This is a genomic window from Herminiimonas sp. NPDC097707, assembly GCF_044761395.1.
Taxonomy (GTDB): domain Bacteria; phylum Pseudomonadota; class Gammaproteobacteria; order Burkholderiales; family Burkholderiaceae_D; genus Oxalicibacterium.
In genome coordinates this window covers 1,013,472-1,033,761 of record NZ_JBIWCI010000001.1, presented here as the reverse complement: position 1 = coordinate 1,033,761, position 20,290 = coordinate 1,013,472, and the positions used below count along the sequence as shown (strand labels likewise).

The 20,290-nt window shown below is 54.7% G+C and carries 25 protein-coding genes and 1 pseudogene; 11 read left to right on the top strand and 15 right to left on the bottom strand.

All coding sequences use genetic code 11. The features are described 5' to 3' along the window. Window positions 1-6: 6 nt before the first annotated feature. Window positions 7-876, top strand: a complete 870-nt coding sequence (locus tag ACIQW9_RS04945; RefSeq protein WP_402333697.1) for an efflux RND transporter periplasmic adaptor subunit — start codon at window positions 7-9, stop codon at window positions 874-876. 66 nt (window positions 877-942) lie between these two features. On the opposite strand, the gene ACIQW9_RS04940 is transcribed toward ACIQW9_RS04945, so the two are convergent. The 3 genes from ACIQW9_RS04940 to ACIQW9_RS04930 form a co-directional block, all read right to left on the bottom strand. Next, window positions 943-1,260, bottom strand: coding sequence for a chaperone modulator CbpM (locus ACIQW9_RS04940; RefSeq protein WP_402333694.1), 318 nt, complete (start codon window positions 1,258-1,260; stop codon window positions 943-945). Window positions 1,261-1,272: 12 nt separating this feature from the next. Next, window positions 1,273-2,214 carry a DnaJ C-terminal domain-containing protein gene (locus ACIQW9_RS04935; RefSeq protein ID WP_402333691.1) on the bottom strand — a complete coding sequence of 314 codons (942 nt, stop codon included), beginning with the start codon at window positions 2,212-2,214 and terminating at the stop codon, window positions 1,273-1,275. Between the two features lie 77 nt (window positions 2,215-2,291). Continuing rightward, window positions 2,292-2,990, bottom strand: coding sequence for a VIT family protein (locus ACIQW9_RS04930; RefSeq protein ID WP_402333688.1), 699 nt, complete (start codon window positions 2,988-2,990; stop codon window positions 2,292-2,294). Window positions 2,991-3,173: 183 nt separating this feature from the next. Between ACIQW9_RS04930 and ACIQW9_RS04925 the strand changes: the two genes are divergently transcribed. The 4 genes from ACIQW9_RS04925 to asd all read left to right on the top strand — a co-directional run bounded on the left by ACIQW9_RS04925 (window position 3,174) and on the right by asd (window position 7,665). Next, the gene (locus ACIQW9_RS04925) at window positions 3,174-4,352 is read left to right on the top strand and encodes an NAD(P)H-dependent flavin oxidoreductase (protein ID WP_402337889.1); all 1,179 of its coding nucleotides are present in this window, start codon (window positions 3,174-3,176) and stop codon (window positions 4,350-4,352) included. 170 nt (window positions 4,353-4,522) lie between these two features. Further along, entirely contained in the window at window positions 4,523-6,460 is a 1,938-nt protein-coding gene (locus tag ACIQW9_RS04920; protein ID WP_402333685.1) for an AsmA family protein, read from the top strand. 45 nt (window positions 6,461-6,505) lie between these two features. After that, window positions 6,506-6,733, top strand: coding sequence for a hypothetical protein (locus ACIQW9_RS04915; RefSeq protein ID WP_011870949.1), 228 nt, complete (start codon window positions 6,506-6,508; stop codon window positions 6,731-6,733). Window positions 6,734-6,780: 47 nt separating this feature from the next. Further along, window positions 6,781-7,665, top strand: coding sequence for an archaetidylserine decarboxylase (gene asd / locus ACIQW9_RS04910; protein ID WP_402333683.1), 885 nt, complete (start codon window positions 6,781-6,783; stop codon window positions 7,663-7,665). Here asd and ACIQW9_RS04905 read toward each other — a convergent pair. Next, complete coding sequence (locus ACIQW9_RS04905) at window positions 7,662-7,859, bottom strand: hypothetical protein (protein ID WP_402333680.1); 198 nt, start codon at window positions 7,857-7,859, stop codon at window positions 7,662-7,664. The genes asd and ACIQW9_RS04905 overlap by 4 nt on opposite strands. Window positions 7,860-8,040: 181 nt before the next feature. Between ACIQW9_RS04905 and ACIQW9_RS04900 the strand changes: the two genes are divergently transcribed. Both ACIQW9_RS04900 and ACIQW9_RS04895 read left to right on the top strand, forming a co-directional pair. Beyond that, window positions 8,041-8,967 (top strand): DedA family protein/thiosulfate sulfurtransferase GlpE, encoded by a 927-nt coding sequence (locus ACIQW9_RS04900; RefSeq protein ID WP_402333677.1) that lies wholly within the window; start codon window positions 8,041-8,043, stop codon window positions 8,965-8,967. Window positions 8,968-9,041: 74 nt separating this feature from the next. Next, window positions 9,042-9,722, top strand: a complete 681-nt coding sequence (locus ACIQW9_RS04895; RefSeq protein ID WP_402333675.1) for a MarC family protein — start codon at window positions 9,042-9,044, stop codon at window positions 9,720-9,722. 55 nt (window positions 9,723-9,777) lie between these two features. Here ACIQW9_RS04895 and ACIQW9_RS04890 read toward each other — a convergent pair whose 3' ends face one another. The 3 genes and pseudogenes from ACIQW9_RS04890 to ACIQW9_RS04880 form a co-directional block, all read right to left on the bottom strand. Continuing rightward, window positions 9,778-10,314, bottom strand: coding sequence for an SRPBCC family protein (locus tag ACIQW9_RS04890; protein ID WP_402333672.1), 537 nt, complete (start codon window positions 10,312-10,314; stop codon window positions 9,778-9,780). Next, entirely contained in the window at window positions 10,314-10,658 is a 345-nt protein-coding gene (locus tag ACIQW9_RS04885) for an ArsR/SmtB family transcription factor (protein WP_402333669.1), read from the bottom strand. Before ACIQW9_RS04885 ends, ACIQW9_RS04890 begins: the two co-directional genes overlap by 1 nt. 153 nt (window positions 10,659-10,811) lie before the next feature. Further along, window positions 10,812-11,314 (bottom strand): annotated as a pseudogene (locus ACIQW9_RS04880) (AmiS/UreI family transporter). Between the two features lie 8 nt (window positions 11,315-11,322). Between ACIQW9_RS04880 and ACIQW9_RS04875 the strand changes: the two are divergent. Further along, window positions 11,323-12,252: a response regulator gene (locus tag ACIQW9_RS04875; protein ID WP_402333666.1), complete on the top strand. Its 930-nt coding sequence runs from the start codon at window positions 11,323-11,325 to the stop codon at window positions 12,250-12,252. A gap of 85 nt (window positions 12,253-12,337) precedes the next feature. On the opposite strand, the gene ACIQW9_RS04870 is transcribed toward ACIQW9_RS04875, so the two are convergent. From ACIQW9_RS04870 to ACIQW9_RS04855, 4 genes are all read right to left on the bottom strand, one after another. Further along, a complete protein-coding gene (locus tag ACIQW9_RS04870) occupies window positions 12,338-12,478 on the bottom strand; it encodes a hypothetical protein (protein WP_402333664.1) in 141 nt (46 codons plus the stop codon). Continuing rightward, a complete protein-coding gene (locus tag ACIQW9_RS04865) occupies window positions 12,475-12,894 on the bottom strand; it encodes a GreA/GreB family elongation factor (protein WP_402333662.1) in 420 nt (139 codons plus the stop codon). The genes ACIQW9_RS04870 and ACIQW9_RS04865 overlap by 4 nt, the downstream gene beginning before the upstream one ends. A gap of 167 nt (window positions 12,895-13,061) precedes the next feature. Then, entirely contained in the window at window positions 13,062-13,217 is a 156-nt protein-coding gene (locus ACIQW9_RS04860; protein WP_011870963.1) for a hypothetical protein, read from the bottom strand. A gap of 139 nt (window positions 13,218-13,356) precedes the next feature. After that, window positions 13,357-14,082, bottom strand: coding sequence for a sulfite exporter TauE/SafE family protein (locus ACIQW9_RS04855; RefSeq protein ID WP_402333659.1), 726 nt, complete (start codon window positions 14,080-14,082; stop codon window positions 13,357-13,359). Window positions 14,083-14,163: 81 nt separating this feature from the next. Between ACIQW9_RS04855 and smpB the strand changes: the two genes are divergently transcribed. Both smpB and ACIQW9_RS04845 read left to right on the top strand, forming a co-directional pair. After that, a complete protein-coding gene (gene smpB, locus ACIQW9_RS04850; protein ID WP_402333656.1) occupies window positions 14,164-14,613 on the top strand; it encodes an SsrA-binding protein SmpB in 450 nt (149 codons plus the stop codon). A 79-nt stretch (window positions 14,614-14,692) separates the two neighbouring features. Continuing rightward, window positions 14,693-15,283 carry a class I SAM-dependent methyltransferase gene (locus ACIQW9_RS04845; RefSeq protein WP_402333654.1) on the top strand — a complete coding sequence of 197 codons (591 nt, stop codon included), beginning with the start codon at window positions 14,693-14,695 and terminating at the stop codon, window positions 15,281-15,283. A 36-nt stretch (window positions 15,284-15,319) separates the two neighbouring features. Here ACIQW9_RS04845 and ACIQW9_RS04840 read toward each other — a convergent pair whose 3' ends face one another. The 4 genes from ACIQW9_RS04840 to ACIQW9_RS04825 all read right to left on the bottom strand — a co-directional run bounded on the left by ACIQW9_RS04840 (window position 15,320) and on the right by ACIQW9_RS04825 (window position 18,971). Next, window positions 15,320-16,597 (bottom strand): MFS transporter, encoded by a 1,278-nt coding sequence (locus tag ACIQW9_RS04840; protein ID WP_402333651.1) that lies wholly within the window; start codon window positions 16,595-16,597, stop codon window positions 15,320-15,322. Window positions 16,598-16,641: 44 nt separating this feature from the next. Continuing rightward, window positions 16,642-17,235, bottom strand: coding sequence for a TetR/AcrR family transcriptional regulator (locus ACIQW9_RS04835; RefSeq protein WP_402333648.1), 594 nt, complete (start codon window positions 17,233-17,235; stop codon window positions 16,642-16,644). A gap of 130 nt (window positions 17,236-17,365) precedes the next feature. Then, window positions 17,366-18,115 carry an Asp/Glu racemase gene (locus tag ACIQW9_RS04830; RefSeq protein WP_402333645.1) on the bottom strand — a complete coding sequence of 250 codons (750 nt, stop codon included), beginning with the start codon at window positions 18,113-18,115 and terminating at the stop codon, window positions 17,366-17,368. 193 nt (window positions 18,116-18,308) lie between these two features. Then, window positions 18,309-18,971: a GntR family transcriptional regulator gene (locus tag ACIQW9_RS04825; protein WP_402333643.1), complete on the bottom strand. Its 663-nt coding sequence runs from the start codon at window positions 18,969-18,971 to the stop codon at window positions 18,309-18,311. A 287-nt stretch (window positions 18,972-19,258) separates the two neighbouring features. On the opposite strand from ACIQW9_RS04825, the gene dctP reads away from it, so the two are divergent. Then, window positions 19,259-20,287 carry a TRAP transporter substrate-binding protein DctP gene (gene dctP / locus ACIQW9_RS04820; protein WP_402333640.1) on the top strand — a complete coding sequence of 343 codons (1,029 nt, stop codon included), beginning with the start codon at window positions 19,259-19,261 and terminating at the stop codon, window positions 20,285-20,287. Window positions 20,288-20,290: the final 3 nt, after the last annotated feature.

The window sequence follows — 20,290 nt, the reverse complement described above, 5'->3', positions numbered from 1 at the left end:
GCTCTCATGCGTACGTCCGCCTATTTACGTTACATCATTACCGGTGTCCTGCTCCTGATTGCCATCCTGTTCGGCAAATATCTGTGGGATGACAATATGTATTCGCCGTGGACGCGCGATGGCCGCGTCAAGGCCGATACGATTCATATTGCGCCGGATGTTTCAGGTATCGTGACCAAGGTTGCGGTACGCGATAACCAATTCGTGCACAAAGGCGATGTACTGTTCAGCATAGACAGGAGCCGTTACAGCCATGCGCTGGCGCAAACTGAAGCTGAAGTGGCAGCGCAGCAGGCCGAGCGGAACATGCGCAGCAAGGAGTCGGCGCGACGCAACGGACTCGATGCCTCCATCGTGACCAGCGAAAACCGAGAAGCGGCGGCTTCGCTGTCATCCATTGCCGGCGCAAAATATCTGGCAGCAGTAGCCGCACGCGAAACGGCGCAGCTCAATCTGGAGCGTACCGATGTGCGTGCGCCGGTTGATGGCTACGTCACCAATCTGCATGTGTATGCGGGCGATTTTGCCACCGCCGGCGTGCCTCAACTGGCGGTAATCGACAGCAATTCCTATTATGTAAGCGGTTATTTTGAAGAAACAAAATTACCCTATCTATCGCTCAACGACGAAGTGGAGATCCATCTGATGAGCGGTGGACCGTCGCTGAAAGGCCATATAGAAAGCATCTCGCGTGGCATCACCGATCGCGATGCGACAACCGGCAAGGAGTTGCTGGCCGACGTCAATCCAACCTTCAACTGGGTGCGGCTGGCGCAACGCATACCGGTGCGCATACGTATCGACGATCTGAAGAAGGAGCATCTGCTGGTGGCCGGCATGACCTGCACAGTGATCGTCAAGCACAGCAAAGGGTAAGCCGCAGTTCCATCTTGCGTGGTCGATATTTATGCCGTGCTGCAGTTTTTTCCGTGCAGGGAAAAATCAGTAATGACCGCTGCGTTTCAGTTGGGCTTTCAGCATGTCGATCTGATCGAGCAGGTCGAGCGCGAGCGCCACACCGGGCGTGTTGATTTCCATATCCTGCACCAGATGTTGGGCCAGACGCGCACGTCTTAGGGATGAACCGCTGAAGCGCCATTCCTGCGGCAACTGTCCGTCCGGTTCCAGTACTCCTTCAAAGACCCATGCGCTAATCAAATCTTCCGATACCTGGCAGGTCTGGCACAGTTCAACCAGCGTGAGATGGAGCTCTTCTTCAACTATCTGTGCGTCGAGATGCTTGATCGTGGTCTGAATCATGATGGACGTCCTTTACAACGATGCACGCGGGTTGAAATCGAGCGTTTCTTTTAGTGCCCGATAAGCTTCTTTGGCCTTCTCCGTCTGGGCCGGCGGCAGGACGATCGTCAATACCGCATACAGGTCGCCGGCTTCCTTGCCCGGAATGCCTTTGCCCTTCAAGCGCAACTTGCGCCCGGCCGAGGAGTTCGGCGGGATGGTCAGCTCTACCGATCCTTCCGGCGTCGGCACTGCGATGCTGGCGCCCAGTGCCGCTTCCCACGGTGCCAGCGGCAGATCCACATACACATCGCGTCCGTCTACGCGGTAACGCGGATGGGGGCGGAACACAATTTCCAGATACAGGTCGCCGGCCTTGCCTTGGCCGATACCCGGTCCGCCCTGGCCGGCCAGGCGCAGGGTTTGTCCGGCGCGTATGCCTTTCGGAATATTGACGCTGAGCGTGCGCTCTTTGGTGACGACATGACCATGCTCATCAACCGTCGGCATGCGTAGCGAGATGTTGCGTTCCGCACCGCGATACGCATCTTCCAGATCGATCTGCACCTTGGCATGATGATCTTCGCCTTGCACATGGCGCGTGCGATGCTGTCCGCGCCAGCCGGTTTGCTGGCCGAACATTTGCTCGAAATAATCGCTGAAATCCGATCCATCGCCGAAGTCAGCGTGCGCACCGCGGCCGCTGAATTCAAAACCTGCATCGGCATTCGGCGGCGGCTGGAAATCCTGGCCATTCTTCCAGTTAGCGCCGAGTTGATCGTAAGAGGCGCGTTGTTCCGGGTCCTTCAAGACCTTGTAGGCTTCGCCCATTTCCTTGAAGCGCGCTTCTGCATTCGCTTCCTTGCTGACATCCGGATGATATTTGCGCGCCAGCTTGCGGTAGGCGCCCTTGATTTCGTCTTGCGTCGCATCGCGTTTGACGCCGAGAATTTCGTAATAGTCCTTGAATTTCATGTCTGCAGCCTTCTGCCTGATTTCAGTGAAACTTCAATAAGCGGAATGCCCGTTGTTTATTCAATAGATAGTACGCGTTAAACAACGGTGCCGAATAGTTTGCCTATGCCTGCCGTGATACCCATTGCCAGTGCACCCCAGAAGCCGACGCGCACCGCGGCACGGAGCAGAGGGGCGCCACCTGCTTTTGCTGCCAGCATCCCCAGTGCTATCAGAAACAGCAGCGAGGTAGCCGTCAGTGACGCTATCAGCATGGATGGCGGTGCGATCAGGGCAGTCACTAGCGGTAATGCAGCGCCGGCAGAGAAAGTAAGGGCGGAGGCGATCGCCGCCTGCACCGGTTGCGCTGCCGAGGTATCGTGAATGCCAAGTTCGTCCCTTGCGTGCGCACTGAGTGCGTCATGCGTCATTAATTGCTGCGCGACTTGCATGGCCAGCTCAGGCGCCACGCCGCGTGCGGTATAAATCGATGCCAGCTCACGCTGTTCGGCAGCCGGCTGATCGCGCAGTTCCACGCGTTCGCGTTCCAGATCTGCCTGTTCCGTATCCGATTGCGAACTGACGGAAACATATTCGCCGGCCGCCATCGACATGGCGCCGGCTACCAGCGCCGCCACGCCCGCGACCAGCAATTCACTGCGATCTGCATTGGCCGCCGCCACGCCCAGCATCAGGCAGGCGGTGGAAATGATGCCATCGTTTGCACCGAGTACGGCAGCACGCAACCAGCCAATGCGGTCATTGCGGTGATGTTCGGAGTGATAGTGACGTGACATGGATGCCTTGTGCGATGTTGAACAGTAAACGGCACTTTATCATTCTGATATGAAGTCATGATGAGGCCGTCATTTGATGTTTCAAGAACAAGGATCACATTTCAGTCTGAATCATTTTTGATCCATGTCAATTTGTCTGCGATCCTCTTTGCTACAGTCGGGCATCTATATGGCAAGCGAAGGATGATTGTGCTGGATACCGCATTCCCGAAGTTGAAACTGAAGAATAAATTACTGCTCCCCATCGTGCAAGGCGGCATGGGCGTGGGCGTTTCTGCGCATCGCCTGGCCGGCACTGTCGCCAGCCTCGGTGCGCTCGGCACGATTTCCAGTGTCGATCTGCGGCGGCATCATCCAGACCTGATGGCGCAAACCGAAAAGTCGCGCAGCAAGGAGCTGATCAATGCAGCCAATCTGATTGCACTCGATCGTGAAATCAAGGCCGCCAAGGCAATGGCAGAAGGTCGCGGCATGGTCGCCGTCAACGTGATGCGGGCGGTGGCCGAATACGCAGCCTATGTGCGGCAATCCTGTGAAAGCGGCGCCGATGCGATCGTGGTCGGAGCCGGCCTGCCCATGGATTTGCCTGAGTTAACCAGCGAATATCCGGATGTGGCCTTGATCCCGATTCTGTCCGATGCGCGCGGCATTGCGCTGATATTGAAAAAATGGATGCGCCGCAAGCGCCTGCCGGACGCGATCGTGATCGAGAATCCGCAATTTGCGGCCGGCCACCTGGGCGCTGCCGGACTCGATAGCGTCAACGATCCGCACTTTGCGTTTTCCGTGGTGCTGGAAGGAACGCTGGCCTTGTTCAAGGAGCTGGGTCTGGAGAGCGAGAAGATCCCGCTGATTACCGCCGGCGGGATACACAGCCCGGAACAGGTGCGCGAACTGTTTGCCCTCGGCGCCAGCGCGGTGCAACTCGGTACGCCGTTTGCGGTGAGCGAAGAAGGCGATGCGCATATCAATTTCAAGAGGGTATTGACCGGCGCGAGGCCGGAAGACATCGTGACCTTCATGAGCTGCGCCGGTTTGCCGGCGCGTGCGGTAAAGACGCAATGGCTGGCCAATTATCTCGACAAGGAAGCCAAGCTGCAGCGCAAGGCAGGACCGAAAGATTGTACGGTCGGCTTCGATTGCCTGCATCAATGCGGTTTGCGTGACGGCATCGCGAAAGCCGGGCAATTCTGCATCGATACGCAATTGGGCTTTGCACTGGAAGGCGACGTCAAGCGCGGTTTGTTCTTTCGCGGCTCCGAGCCTCTGCCATTCGGCACGGCAATCCGGCCAGTACGCGAGTTGATCGATTATCTGCTGAACGGCGTCAACCCAGTAACGCATAGGGCGCTGCCCGCATGATGCTGCTGTAGCCTGCGCAAGCAGTGTTGTGGTGTCACGCCGTCTTGCCCTGCATGCGTACAGAGCACATCCTGCATGACGTCTTGCCGCATCTGTTATATCCTCGGTCACTCTATCGATTGCGTTCAGACGCAGATTTGGTACGCTGACCCGGTGCAAGGATAAAACGCATGCACAAGTGGCAAAAAATAGTGTTGTGGGGAGCGGGCGGATTGGCGCTTGCGCTGGTCATTGCTGTGAGCATCCTGTATACGCAGACCGACAGCGCGCATCTGAAAATCATTGCACGCGACCAGTTCAGGCAGGCCTTGATGCGCGAACTGACGCTAGGTGAAATCGACCTGAGTCTGTTTCCTTATCCGCAATTGCATGCGAAAAATGTCACGCTATCCAATCCCGTCTGGGCACAGGATCAGCATTTTCTTGAAGCGTCTTCTGTCACTGCGCAGCTTGCCTTGCTGCCGCTGTTAAGCGGCAGGATCGTCTTGAGCGGATTGCATCTTGAAGGCTTGCAAGCGAACCTGGAAATCGCAGTTGACGGTAAACGCAATTGGGAATTTCCGGATGCGGACGCTGTTTCCCTGCCGGATATGACGCTGACATCCCTGAGCGTCTTGCACAGCAATATCCGTTTTCGCAATGCCAAGGAAGAGCCTGCACAATGGCAGGTGCTCAGTCTGCATGCCGATGGCGGGCGCGGTTTGCAGCGCGTGAAATTCGGAATGAAAGTAGTGCGCGACAATCATTTGCTGCAACTGGACGGCAAGCTGGACGATTTATCGGAACTGGGCAAGCCGGGTGCAGTCAGCAATGGCATCGTGCACGCAATTTCCGGTCAGGCAAAAGTCACGATTAGCGGCAAGATTCCTCTTGATCTCGCATTGCAGAACTACGATATTGCAGCCTCGATAGAAGCAGAGTCGATGCAGGACATGTTCGCTTTTTTCGGCATACAACGCCCATCTCCAGTGCCTTTGAAAGGGGAGATGAAGCTGCACGCAGCCAATAAAAAAACCGAGATTGCGGATGTCAGACTGCACATGGGCAAGCTGAATTTGTCCGGTGACGGCCGGTGGGATGGCAGCGGCAGCAAGCCGGTTTTTCATGCGCGCCTGCAAGCCGACAGAATAGACATGGTGCAGACTTTTCTTGACATCGGCCAGCCATCACTGCCGCCTAAAAAAAACGGACAATTGTTCCGCGATCAAGCGCTCGCCTGGCCCTTGCTGATCGACCTCCAAGGGACGCAAGGAACTGCCGAAGTCAAAATTTCAGCCTTGAAAATGCGTTCCGGCATTGAAGTCGCAGATGCGGCAGCGCAGATGAGTTTCAACGATGATCGCATGAAAGTGGAGGCGTTTTCCGGCAAGCTGCTGGGCGGTCATGCAAGCGGCGACGCACTTTTTGAGGGCCGTAAAAAAGCCGTGCATCTGAATCTGCAGATGGCCGATACCACGCTGGAGCAATGGTTCAGGCAAAGCGGAAAGAACATCGCCATCACAGGTGGAGCGATGAAAGTCGATGCGCGTATCGATGCGACAGGCGCATCGATGAACGACCTTGCCGCCACGCTCAGTGGCCCCGTCAATATTCAGGTCGGTGCGGCAAAAATTCTCTCGCCCAAGGCAGGCAATGCCGAGTTCTGGCTGACCGGCCTGTTTTCAGCCAAGGATTCCGATCGTATCGATCTTTCCTGCGTCAGTGCACGTTTGCCCTTCCAGTCCGGCGTGGCGCGTGGCGAGGCAATTGTAGGCGCACGTAGCGATGCCAGCCAATTACTGACGCGCGGCGCGGTGAATTTGCGCAGCCAGACGCTGGACTTGCGCGGCCGTGTGCGTGCGCGTTCAGGTATCAATCTGGGCATTTCCAACTTTGCCGGCGAAGTGAAAATCGTCGGCCAGCTCGTCAACCCGGAATTAAGTATGGATGAAAGCGGCGCGCTTGGTGCCATAGCAAGAATAGGTGCGGCAATCCTGACCAGTGGCGTCAGTGTGCTTGCTACATCGATATGGGATGGCGCCAATCCTGAGTCAGATCCATGCCAGCTGGTCTTTTCCAGCAAGGCAAAAGCCTCTGCCGGCAAAGCGAAACGCACATCTGGCAACTGAAAAAAGCTATGATGTCGGCAGTTTTTGTTTTGGAATGGAATGCAGATGGCCTTGCTCGAAGATATTGTCAATAAGCAAAAAGATGGTGCGCAGTTTGTTATTTCGGCGCAGATGCTGCATCTCGACCCCGAAGAGTTCGATACGCTGGTGCACATGTGGCTGGAAGATGGCGGATTGGGCTTTGAATTGTCAGGCGTGCCGCACCGCAAATGTGTAGACGGCGAATTTTTTATCGACCGGATTACCGTCAGGCGCGTCATTGCACCGAAATAAGCTTCAAGACCCGCTACAATCACGCATCTTTTTTCATCGAATTCATTGTGTCCAATCGCCTGCCTGTTCTTCCGCAATACCTGCTGCCTAAAAAAGCATTGACCATCTTCGCCGGTAAAGTCGCGGGCGCGAAAGCAGGGCGCGTGACGACCGGCCTGATACGCTGGTTTATCGGCAAATACGGCGTCAATATGACGGAAGCGGCGAATCCGGATATCCGCAGCTACGCCAGTTTCAACGAATTCTTCACCCGCGCACTACGCAGCGGTGCGCGTCCGCTGGCCGACGATCCATATATCTGCCCGGTCGATGGCGCGATCAGCCAGTGCGGCACGATACAAAAAGACCAGATATTCCAGGCCAAGGGGCACAGTTATTCCACTACTGCGCTAGTGGGCGGCGATCGTGAATTGGCAGCGCAGTTCGAGAACGGCAGCTTTGCCACCGTGTACCTGAGTCCGCGCGACTACCACCGTATCCACATGCCTTGCGATGGCCGCCTGATGCGCATGATTTATGTACCGGGCGCATTGTTTTCAGTTAATCCGACGACTGCACGCGGCGTGCCGAATCTGTTTGCGCGCAACGAACGCGTGGTATGCGTGTTCGAGGGCGCTGCGGGGCCGTTCGTGCTGGTGCTGGTGGGCGCGACCATCGTCGGCAGCATGCAGACGACGTGGCACGGCATAGTCAACGCAACGCGCAATGGAAACATACGCGAATGGCACTACGACAAACAGTATCTCGGCTTGAAGAAAGGCGAAGAGATGGGACGCTTTTTACTCGGCTCCACTGTGGTCATGCTGTTTCCGCACGATACCTTGTCCTTCAATCCGGCATGGGCGGCAGAGCGCCCGGTCCGTCTGGGAGAGAGCATGGCGCAGACGCTTGCCGTTACTACTCCCTCTGCAGTGCAGTCTGACGCCAGCTAGTTACCCTTGGGCGGGAAGGGGTGCTCTTCATCGACCAGGCCTTCACGCTTTTCCGCGTCCTTGATGGCTTGCTGATCGAGTTTTCTCCCAGGATTGATTTTGCCGATTTCAAGCTCGGTCTCCAGCTCGCCTGCGTTTTTTTCGCCGCTGCCTATGTCGGCTTCGTCCATATAATGTCTGATTTCCTTCGTCATGATGCGACTCCTTGAGCTACTGCATGTCGACGATTTGACCTGTTGCGCGATAAAAAAATTGTCGCCGGGACGATCGCCTTTGCCTGTTTAAAATCTTTACACGCCAAGCACAGCTTGCAGCTGCCTGCTATGCTTTCTGCTTCCGAATAAAGAAGCGCGAACAAGAGACGGAACGAATATCATGAGCTTTCTGCTAGAACTGATTGAGCAATACGGCTTGCTTTTCGTTTTCGCTAATGTGTTGCTGGAGCAATTGGGTGCGCCTATACCAGCTTATCCTACGCTTGTGATTACCGGCGCGCTACTGGGACGGGGCGAATATTCTGCACCGATGTTGTTGTTTGTTGCCGTATTGGCCGCCTTAATTGCCGATTTCGCCTGGTATCTGGCTGGACGGCGTTACGGCGCGCGCGTAATGGCGCGCTTGTGCCGGATTTCTCTGTCGCCGGATTCCTGCGTGCGTCAGACCGAATCCATTTATCTGCGTTTTGGTCCGGCATCGCTACTGGTGGCGAAATTCATCCCCGGTTTTGCTTCGGTTGCCAGTGCGCTGGCCGGTGCGATCGGTACGCGTTCCGTTAAATTCATTTTTTTCGATGCATTGGGCGCGGCGCTGTGGTCGGGCTCGGCGATTTTTCTCGGCTCACTGTTCAGTTCCGCCGTTTCGGATTTGCTGGATATTCTGGCCAGCCTGGGCAAATGGGGCTTGGTGCTGGTGGCAGTGGCGCTGGCAATTTACATTGCGCGCAAATGGTGGCAACGCCATAGTTTTTTGAAGGATTTGCGCATGGCGCGCATTTCTGTCGACGAACTCGATCAATTGCTAAAGCAGGGCAATCCGCCCACCATCATCGATGTGCGCTCCGACTTCGCCCAGCAGAGCGGGAGAATTCCCGGCGCGATGGTGCTGTCGGATGAGGATATCAGCGCGCTGGTAATCAATACCGAAACCGATTCGGAAGTCATCGTCTATTGTGCCTGCCCAAATGAAGTATCGGCAGCGCGGATCGCCAGGAAATTAATGCAGCGCGGTTACACCCGAGTGCGACCATTGACTGGCGGTATCGATGCATGGGTGGAGGCCGGATTTTCGGTCGATCATCATTAGATTTTTCGGGTAGCCTGTTTTTCATCCATATTTTCATTCATATTTTTGATTTCCATACCATCTGAAGATATCTCATGCTGATTCTATTCCTCAAGGCTGCAATCCTGATACCGATTACCCTGGTACCCATCCTCAATCCTTTCGGCAATGCGGCAATATTTGCCAGTCTCGCGGGCAATATCGACCGCGATGCAGAGAAGCGGCTGGCGCGTCAGGTTGCGATCAATTGTTTTGTCATGCTGCTGGGAACCATGTTCATCGGCTCGCACGTGTTGATGTTCTTCGGTATTTCGCTGCCTATCGTGCGTATCGGTGGCGGCATACTGGTGGCGGCTACCGGCTGGCGGCTGTTGAACGATAAGGGGCAGGATGCCATCCGTACGCAAGTGGCAAGCAAGCCGCGCGAAGTCTGGTCCGAGGATGATTTCAAGGTGCGCAGTTTTTATCCGATCAGCTTTCCACTGACAGTCGGCCCCGGCACAATTGCGGCGTCGATTACGCTGGGTGCAAGTGCACCGTCCCGTTTGTCGAATCTGTTTGTTTCAATCGGCAGTGCAGCTTTGGGCGCGGCCATGACGGCGCTGGTGATTTTTCTCTGTTATCGCTATGCGAACAAGATGGTCAGGCTGCTGGGACGCCTGGGTACGATGGTCGTGCTGCGGCTGTCGGCTTTCATCCTGCTGTGCATAGGCATAGAAATTTTCTGGCAGGGCATGCTGGGCCTGTTGGCTGAAGCAGGTATTACGCTTCATTAGGAAAAATTCCGGCGCTTTAAATACAGCGCCGGAATTGTTACGCATGCATCTCTGATCAGGAAAAATCGGGAATGCGTTTTTGATATTCCGACTCCATCTTGAGGAAGGTAGCCCAGAATAATCGCGGTGCATGGTTGCTGAGGCGATCTTCCAGAATACCCAGATGCGTATGCCATCCACCGGAGACATTGATCATTTCCTGGCGGTTCGGCAAACGGCTGTGCGTCAGTATCAGCAGCGTCTTTGTGCCTTGCGACTTGAGTTCAAATCGCACTTCCGATGCATGCCCATTCTTTTCGTTCCAGGTAAAGCTCAGCAGATGCGGTGGCTCGCATTGCGTGATGTGGCCGCTTTGCCGATGGCCGGATTCATAGGGCAGGAAGCGCTCTGGCGTGGTTTCGCTGGTGAGTCGTCTGAAATCGAAAGTGAGATCGGCTTTGCCGCCGACTTGCAAGTCCATGACGCCGGCAGCCAGCCAGGTGCTGCGCTTGTCGGAGTCGGTCAGATATTCCCATACATCGTCGATTGCGCCGGGCAGTACACGTTCCATGCGCACGCTTGTTGTGTCGTTCATTACGCCGTATTCGCTCATCACTTTCTCCTTTTCCTGTTTGCAGATTCAAGTTCGTGTTCCAGTGCATCGAGACGATCCGTCCAGAAGCTCTGATAAAAGCGCAGCCAGTCTTCAGCCGCGGCCAGCGGTGCCGCTTCCAATGTGCATAGATGCGTGCGGCCTTGCACGATGCGCGAGATCAGACCGGCATTTTCCAGTGCCTTGACATGCTTGGAGGCACCGGCAAATGACATGTCGAAAGGCGCAGCAAGCTCGCCTATCGTGCGTTCTCCATCGGCAAGTAATCGCAGCATTTGGCGTCGGGTAGGATCGCCAAGCGCATTGAAGACGGCATCGAGTTTTTCTGTATTTAATTCAACCATGTGGTTGAATATAGCACCGCAAAATTTAAAGTCAACCATTTGGTTGAATTATTTTCGTGCCGGATAAAAGTGAAAGAAGTGCGGAGAAGTGGGATAGCAACTATTGATTAACGTGTACCTGTGTCGGTCACAGGCACACGCAATCAACAATTTCTATTGAAGAACGCCGTTCAGCAGCAGGAAGCCAGGCAGCCATCCGGTAAAAACACCGCATAACAAGGCGACAACACCGGTCAGCTGGCCGATCTGCTTTTGCATGGAGAGCAGCAGGAAGAACATGAACCACAAGACCGCCCACGCAGCCCAGCTCAGGCCGAACCAGATGCCCCATGTTGTCGTGGCTGCTTGCAGGGTCTCGATCGCAACGGGTATGGCGGTAGGCTGAACCAGCCCAGGCCGCGACCGTCTGCGCCATTGAAGCGATTGAAGGCAACCCACAGGTAGGTGAACGAGAATAAAAGAGTGAGTGCGGCCCCTTTGATCGATGCGGCATCGGCGTTTGCGCCAAATGCCAGTTGCAAGGAAATCAGCAGCGTGATGCCGCCGGAGAATACGTTGATGACCCAGATCTCCTTGTCGCCGATACGGCCGAGCAGCCATAAACCGTTAAGAGACAGAACCGCGCCAACGTAGAGAAGTGATAGACCTAATAGCATGAGATCCCTTGATTGATAATCCCGATGGCCGTCCTGTCGTGCTGGTTGTTGATGATGCCCCCAGCAGTCTGGGCGTACTGTGCGAAACGCTGGAGAGCTCCGGCTATACCGTGCTGGTCGCTTGCGATGGCGAGACTGCCTTGCGTTGCCTGGCCCTGGCCACGCCGGACATCATTCTGATGGATGCGCTGATGCCGGGCATGTCAGGCTTCGATGCTTGCCGTCACATCAAGTCTGACCTTGCGACCAAACATATACCTCTTATTTTCATGACAGGCTTGTCCGATACTTCACATGTGCTGGAAGGCTTTGCCTGTGGCGGCGTGGATTATGTGGTGAAGCCGGTGTGTGCGCCGGAAGTGCTGGCGCGTTTGCACACGCATTTGGGCAATGCACGCGTTGCCCGATTTGCATTGGATGCGATAGATGTGTCCGGCCTGGGTGTGGTCATGCTGGATCAGCAGGGTGTGATTTCATGGTGCTCGCCATGCGCAAGGCAATTACTGATGCAATCCGGCATCAGGCAGGATGCGCTCATCTTGCCGCGATTCTGGTGGGATGGTGACAGCAATATGGAACTGGTTGCTTCCATAGCTGAACCGGCTGGCGCCAGTTTGCTGGTACGCAATATGGGTTCGGCCGGGATGGATGAAATCATGTTGCAGCTTGAATTGAGCAGCAATCGCATGTTGCCGACAGGACGTCTTGCCAGTGCCGCGTTGACGCTGCGTGAAACGGAAGTGCTTTCCTGGCTGGCCAAGGGCAAAACCAATCGCGATATCGGCGATATCCTGCAATTAAGTCCGCGCACTGTGAGCAAGCATCTGGAGCACATCTTCGAGAAACTGGGAGTCGAGACGTGCTCGGCAGCGGTTGCCATGGCGAGTGCTCAGGAAAATGCAGACGCTCGCCGGACGTCAGGCAAATGGCTGCCTTGAAGCAACAGCGCAGCACGTTTGCCAGAATGATATTTGAGGGCTGAAAAGTTTCTGGATGCCATGCTCAAAAGGAATGGCATCCAGACTAATCAATCGCGATGGCAAGTGTCAGCAATGTCATACCGATAGCGATACACGCACACAGCCATTTTTTCAGTCGTACGCCGTTTTCGACCAATTGCACGGCTGCCGCTCGTTTGGCTGCGGACAGATCATGTTTTTTCATGAGTGTGCGAGTTCTCCTACTGCCGAATCCAATGGCGTGACATCGAGAATCTTGATTTTCTCGACGCGATTCGACGGCAATTCAACTTCGACCGTGCTCGATATTTTTCTGCCTATCAGGGCCAGACCGATGGGCGTCAAGGTGGAAATCAGCGCGAGTTGCGGATTGGCATCCTGCGGGCAGACGATGGTGATGCTGCGTTTTTCATCGCTGTTGTATGGCGAATACGAAACGGTCGAGTAGAGCGAGACGCAATCCTTGCGCGGTGCATTGATCGGCAGAATCACCGAAGTAGAAATGATATCGATCAATTCTTCGCCGGCATTGATTTCGACTTCGCCCAGGCGCAACAGATGCTCGGCCAGCTTGCTCAGAATGGAGGCATCATTTTGGGTCAGGTAACGTTGATTTTTCATGGCAATAAAACTCCACGGCCAGTCATGTCAGACCAGCCAAAAAAAATGGCAATACATATCGATGCATATCAATGCAAAAGCATCAATACATCGTCAGGTTTTGGATGTGGGTGGCTCGGGAGTGATGTTGCAGAACGAAGTTTCGTTCCCGTGGACACTCGCCGAGCCTAAGGGAGGCAGGCGAGGTCTCTTACGAAAGTTGTCTGCGAGTAGATTCCGGCAACGGCGCGCGTAATAACCGGAATGCTCACAATGCGCGCACGCGACTCTTCCTTGTTCGGCGCAGAACGTATGCGTTTCGACAGGAAGGTTGGCGTAGTCATTGCAGGCAGCTTATGCAAGTGGATGAAAGAGCTTCAGTATAGCCATTTAGATGTTTCCGTCAACCATGTGCAAAATTGCATGCAAATGGAAGGTTTTTTCAGGATGGCAGTAGTTCAGGTGGGGGCGTTCATCTGTAATTCAAGCCACGGCAGCCCATAGCAGCGACATGCCTGAGCAAAACAGCAAGCAATCCAGCAAATGCTGAAAAGTGCGCTCGCTCAATTTCAGCATCACTATTTTTCCGGCGAAGGTGCCCGCCATCAGCGATGCGCCGACCAGCAGCCCTTTGATGAAAATATTCGGTGGCAGGGCGCCGAACTCGCCGAAGACGATGAGTTTGCCGACATAAAGGAAGAGCGAACTGGCTGCCTCGGTTGCGATGAACGCTCCTTTGACCAAGCCGTAGGCGGTAAAGGCCGGTACGCTGAGCGGACCGGTAGACAATACGACGCCGGTGAGAAAGCCGATGACGCCGCCGGCCAGCGACAGATGCCATAAGCTGAGGCGAAAATTGCGCGCGATCAGCCAGTGCCGCAGCGGAATCATCAGAATGAAAAACAGACCGAGAAAGCTGTTGATCAGATTGACCGGCAAGGCCAGCAGCGTGCGTGCACCGATGGCGGCGGCTGGAATGCCGCTGATCGAATAGGCCGCAAACGCACGCCAGTCGATCAACTTCCACCATGCCATCACGCGCGCCAGATTGGCCATTACAGCGGCCACGGCCATAATGGGTATGGCCTGCTTGGGGCCGAAGGTAAATACCAGTATGGGTAGGAGAATGATGGACGAGCCGGTGCCGATCACACCGCTGATGGCGCCGGCGATCAGGCCAACGGCCAGAACGAACAGATAGGCAATCATGTTTTTAATTGTTGAATGGAACAGTCGCGAGTGCAGATTACCGCGCAGACCGTTACACTGCCGTTATGAATAGAGAGCACCATGACCATAGTCGATAACAGAAAAGCATTCCACGATTACTTCATCGAAGACCGCTACGAAGCAGGCATTGTATTGCAAGGCTGGGAAGTCAAGGCGATACGCGCCGGCCGCGTGCAGCTCAAGGAAGCGTATGTCATTGCGCGCGACAACGAGATTTACCTGTTCGGGGCGCACGTCAGTGCCTTGAACAGCACATCATCTTTCGATCACCCGGAAGCGATACGCACGCGCAAACTTCTGCTGCATGCAGCGCAAATCAAAAAACTCGTCAGCAAGGTCGATCAATCCGGCTTTACGATGGTGCCGGTCAATCTTCATTGGGTAGGCGGCAGGGTGAAATGCGACATCGCGCTGGCGAAAGGCAAGAAGGACTACGACAAACGCAATACCGAAAAAGAACGCGACTGGCAGCGCGAACATCAAAAGATCATGAAGATCCATCGCCGCTAGGCGTGTGGATGGCTGGAATGGAGAAAATAAAATTTCAGATGCCAAATTAAACCCGCAGGAACTGGGGCATATCAGCGCCGTGACGCTGAATCATTACAATCAGAGTGCGAACGCGTTCCGCGAAGGGACGCGCACGCATGACGTCAGCCAGAACATCCAGTCGCTGCTGAAATATATAGAGGCGGATGCGCCATTCAGCATTCTGGATCTGGGCTGCGGTCCCGGGCGCGATTTGAAAACTTTGCGGGAGCTTGGTCACAAGCCGGTCGGTCTCGACGGCTCGGCCGAATTTGTGCGCATGGCGCGAGAGGATGCCCAATGCGAAGTATGGCAGCAGGATTTCCTGCAACTCGCCTTGCCTGAGCAGCATTTCGATGGTGTGTTTGCCAATGCATCGCTATTCCATGTGCCGAGCCAGGAGTTGCCGCGCGTGCTGCGCCAGTTGCATGCAAGTCTGAAGACTGGCGGCGTGCTCTTTAGCTCTAATCCGCGCGGAGAAAATCGGGAAGGCTGGAGCGGCGATCGTTATGGTGCTTATTACGAATGGCCCGCCTGGCAGCAATACATGACGGATGCCGGTTTTGTCGAACTCGAACATTATTACCGGCCGCCAGGATTGCCGCGTGAACAGCAACCGTGGCTGGCTTCGGTCTGGCGCAAACCTCGATAAGGGAAGCCGAAGTTCTGATCTTCAATCCAGCTCTTGTTATGCAGGTTTGAGTGGCTTGCGTATCATGAAAATAACCACTGCCGCAAACAAACACGCAGCACCAGCCGTGTACAGCGCTGGCGTATACGTCAGCAACATGGTGCGCGACAAACCGGCGCCGTAGGCTGCAATCGCACCACCAATCTGATGCGCGGCAAATATCCAACCGAAGATCATGCCCGCACGTTCCTTGCCAAACGAGGCGCCTGCCAATTTGACGGTAGGTGGCACGGTCGCAATCCAGTCCAGTCCGTAGAACATCGCGAAGATAGACAAGCCGTACAGCGTGAAGTCGGAATGCGGTAACCACAGCAGCGACAAGCCGCGCAAGCCGTAATACCAGAACAGCAGTTTGCGATTATCGTAACGGTCGGACAGCCAGCCTGACAAGATAGTCCCGACAAAATCGAAGGCGCCCATCATTGCCAGCATGCCCGCAGCCGGAATCGCGGCCATGCCGTAATCGCCGCACAGCGAAATAAAGTGGGTCTGGATCAGCCCGCTGGTGGAGAGGCCGCAGATAAAGAAGGTGCCGGCAAGAACCAGGAAGGTACGATTGCGTGAAACGCTGGCCAGTACTTTCAATGGTTCCAGCAAAGTCATGTGTGCTGTGCTTGGCGGCATCGGCAGCACCACGCTCGGGTCAGCACCGTAAGCCACGATACCCACATCGTTAGGGCGGTTGCGTATCAGGGCGAAGGCCAGCACGGCCACCAAGGCGCAACAGCAAAATACCGGAAGCACAGCCATGCGCCAACCATGATGCTCGATCAGCCATGCCGCGACGGGCAAGAAAATTAATTGTCCGGTGGCAGTACTTGCGGTCAGCAGACCGATCACTAATCCACGCCGTTTCTCAAACCAGCGATTGGCGACCACCGCGCCGAGCACCAGTGCCGTCATACCGGTTGCAACACCAAGAATCAAGCCCCACAACATGAACATGTGCCAAAGCTGTGTCATTTGCGTGGACAAGGCGAGGCAAAGTGCAACCAGCATCAACGCAGTCGAGATCACATTGCGCAAACCGAAGCGTTCCATGAAGATGGCTGCAAACGGTCCGATCAAGCCGAACAGAATGAAGCGCAGTGCGATGGCGGATGAAATCTGATCCGTAGTCCAGCCGAACTCCTTGCTGAGTGGTTGCAGCAGCACGCCTGGCAAACCCAGCGCGGCGGCAGAAGTCAGCATCGTCAGGAAGGTGATGGCGACTATCACCCAGGAAAAATGGATGCCTTTGCGGTCCAGCCATCTGGATAATGATTGAGCGAGCATGAATATCCTATGTGTGGTTCGACAGGGAGTTGCTGAATGGTGAATCAGATATCTGCATCGGCGAGCAATTGTGTGCGTGCGGCAGACAATATTTCTTCCGCAATCGTATCGTCATGGGTGGCGCGCGCGAGCATCATGGCGCCGACCATCGTGCTCCATTGCGCTAGCGCGACTTTCCTGCGCGTTGCCGGATCGACTGATGGGCATAAGGACGCCAGGACTTCGACCAACTCCTTGGTACCGGTCAGATAAGCGGCATGCACAGGTTTATCCAGGGGTTCGCGTGCCACATCGACGGCCAGGGCGGGGCCGGGGCAACTGTTGCCGATATCGAGTACATTTTTCGACGACAGGTAATTGTCGACGATGGTTTTGAATGCGGTTTTTTCATCCTTGGTGTTCTCAATGCGCTTTTCCCAGCGTTCAACAGCATGGTTAAAGGCGCTGGCGCAGGCAAACGCAGCTAATTCATCCTTGGACGAAAAATGTCCGTAGAAACCGCCGTGCGTCAGTCCGGCCGCTGCCATCAGGTCGGAGACGCTGACGCCGTTGAAGCCTTTTTCACGAAACAGTTTTGCAGAAACATTCTCGATGGCAGCACGATTGAGATCGGCTTGATCCCTGGAGACGCGTGGCATGGCTTACCTTTGAAGAATCAGCTTGCCAGAATTATAGATGATATTCGTCATTGATTAAATAGATGTCAACTGTCATCTATAAAAACTGGCATGACTCTGCCTTGCCAATATAGCCTGCTGCGCAAAGTCCTTAATATTTTCCTGATAAAAGTGCGCCTGCATTCGGCGAGATTGTTTGCAGACCGAGCTTTTCCAGCATCTGGTAGGCAGTGCATGCCGCCGCAGACAGGACAGGCAAGCCCAGCCTATCCTGTACCGGCTGGATGGATGCCAGAGAAGGCATTTGCACGCAGGCGGACAGGACCACGGCATCGCAGTTCGCAACATTGAGTCGTTTCGATATCTCGATCAGTGCATTCGGATCGCGCGCGCCGACCTGGAGGTTGTCGGCGATTTCAAGCGAAATGCAATCGAGTACTTCTATCCCTTCGTGCTGGATGTAATCCACCACCAGTTCGGTAAGAGGCTTCATGTAAGGGGTGATGATCGCAATTTTTTTTGCGCCGATTTTGTCGAGTCCATGCACCAGTGCGCCCGCGCTGGTGACGACTGGCGCGGGGCCGTTATTTTCAACAGTGCGTTGATGCAGACGTGCTTCGGAAACGCGGTGGTAGCCGCGTCCCATGCTCATGATCGCAACCAGACAGGCATAGCCAAGGACGTTGACGCGGGCATCCGACAACTCCAGCGCGCAGCGGTCGGAATCGGCATCCATGGCGGCAAGTTCCTCCTTGGTGACACGCTTCATGCGCATGCGGCTGGAATGAAAGGTAAAACGTTCCGGTGCCATGGATTCTCGTGCGCGCAGTATCGCGGGAATTTCGGTTTCCATCGTGGTATTGCTGCTGGGGACTATCTGTCCGATACGGAAGGTTTTCATGCGTTGCTCCTTTTTAAAGTCTTATTTCCCAGCCTGCGCAAAGAACGAAAGCTGGACCAAGATGAAGAACTATCAGGCAGAAATTTTCTGGTCTGGTTTTCAGCAGGGAAGAGAGCGCCTTGAATGCGCTTTAGACCCGTCTTCTGGCTTCCAGCCTGGGCGCTTGTCGCCCCCGCTTACAACAAGCACTGCATTACGCAGTCTTGCCCGATGGCTTGGGCAAGGAGGCAATCAGATCGGTAAAGCGCTGGCCCTGAATCATGATGTGCTGACGCAGCAATTCAGCTGCGAGCTCGCCTTTGCCTTCGATGATGGCATCGACGACCGCACCATGTTCATCGAATGACGCTTTCACGCGGTTACGCACACGCAGTTGCAGGCGGCGATACGGGCGCAGACGGCGTTGCAGCACACGTGCCTGCTCTTCCAGAAAGGTATTCTGGCTGCCTGTATATATCTGCTGGTGGAATTCTTCGTTCTTGTAAAAGTAAGCGTCGGAATCTACGTTGTCGCGTGCTTCCTTGCAGGCCAGATGTGTCGCCTTCAATGTCGCGTGTCCTGCCGGACTCATGCGCCGCGCCGCCAGCCGTGCACACATGGCTTCCAGCTCTGCCATGACCTCGAACATCTCTATCAACTGCTGCGGGCCGATCTCCGCCACGATGGCGCCGCGTCTGGGGCGAATCACGATGATCCCCGTGGAGGCCAGCTGGATCAGCGCTTCCCTGATCGGCGTGCGTGATACGCCAAACTCTTTTGCGAGTTCAGTTTCATCGAGATGATGTCCGGGAGGGAGCTTGCCAACTGCAATCATTTCTTCGATTGCTTCGCGTAATACTTCAGAGTGTTTTTTCATTTTTGCGCAGTATGGCTATGTTTCTTTAAGAAAAATATCAAAAAAACATTATATAAATTATTTAATTCTTGACTGTGTATTCTTTAAATGTATTCTTGTATACACAAAAAGAAAAGCCACCATTGGTATTTATTTGCTGATCGCATAGCGATTGCGCATGCAAACTCAGTGGGAGGTGAGGTTGATCGTCAGTCTGCACGCGTGGATGAATGTGTATCTTGAACGCTTGCTACTGATGCCTTGAAGCAGTTGAATTCTCAAAAAAGAAGTTCATACAGGAGACAAAAATGATCAGTAACAAGTTTCTGAAGTCCACACTATCCACTGTCCTCATAGGCGCATTTGCCTTGGGATTCTCGGCCTCATCGATGGCTGCAACCAAGGTCATCAAGATTTCCCACCAGTTCCCGGGTGGCGATGGCGCCGATGTCGATTTTCGTCATCGTCTTGCCGTCAAATTCGCACAGGACGTTGAAAAACGCACCAACGGCGAATTGAAATTCGAGATTTATCCATCCGCCTCCCTGGTCAAGCCGAACAGCCAGTTTTCCGCGATGCAGACCGGTGCACTGGACATGACCGTGCTGCCATTGGCTTACGAAGGCGGCAAGATTCCGGAAACCAATCTCGGCCTGATGCCTGCGCTGGTGACCAGCTACGAGCAGGGCTTGCGCTGGAAGACTGCGCCTATCGGCAAGGCCTTGAATGACGTGGTCGAGGGCAAGGGCGTCAAGATCATTACCTGGGTATGGCAAGCAGGTGGCGTAGCTTCCAAGACCAAATCCATCGTGCAGCCTAGCGATGCCAAGGATGTCAAAATCCGCGGCGGCAGCAAGGAAATGGACATGATGCTGAAAGGTGCGGGCGGTTCGATCACGAACGTTCCATCGTCGGAAATCTATAACGCCATGCAAACCGGCGTGCTCGATGCGGCAGTGACATCAAGCACATCCTTGTTGAGTTTCCGCCTGTATGAAGTGGCAAAACAGGTGACGACCGCACGTAAAAATACGTTCTGGTTCATGTTCGAGCCTTTGCTGATGGCGAAAAGCACCTATGACAGCCTGACGCCGGCACAGCAAAAAATCGTGATGGAAGTCGGAGTCAGTCTGGAAAAATTCGCGATGGAAGAATCGAAGAAGGATGACGTTCGTCTGGGCGAGGTCTATGCCAAAAATGGCGCCACCGCATCGGATATGGATGACGCCGCCTTTGCAAAATGGCGCGAACTGGCCAAGCAGACTGCATGGAAAAATTTCGCTGAAAACGTGAAAAATGGCCAGCAACTGCTCGACATGGCTCAGGCCGTCAAGTAACCC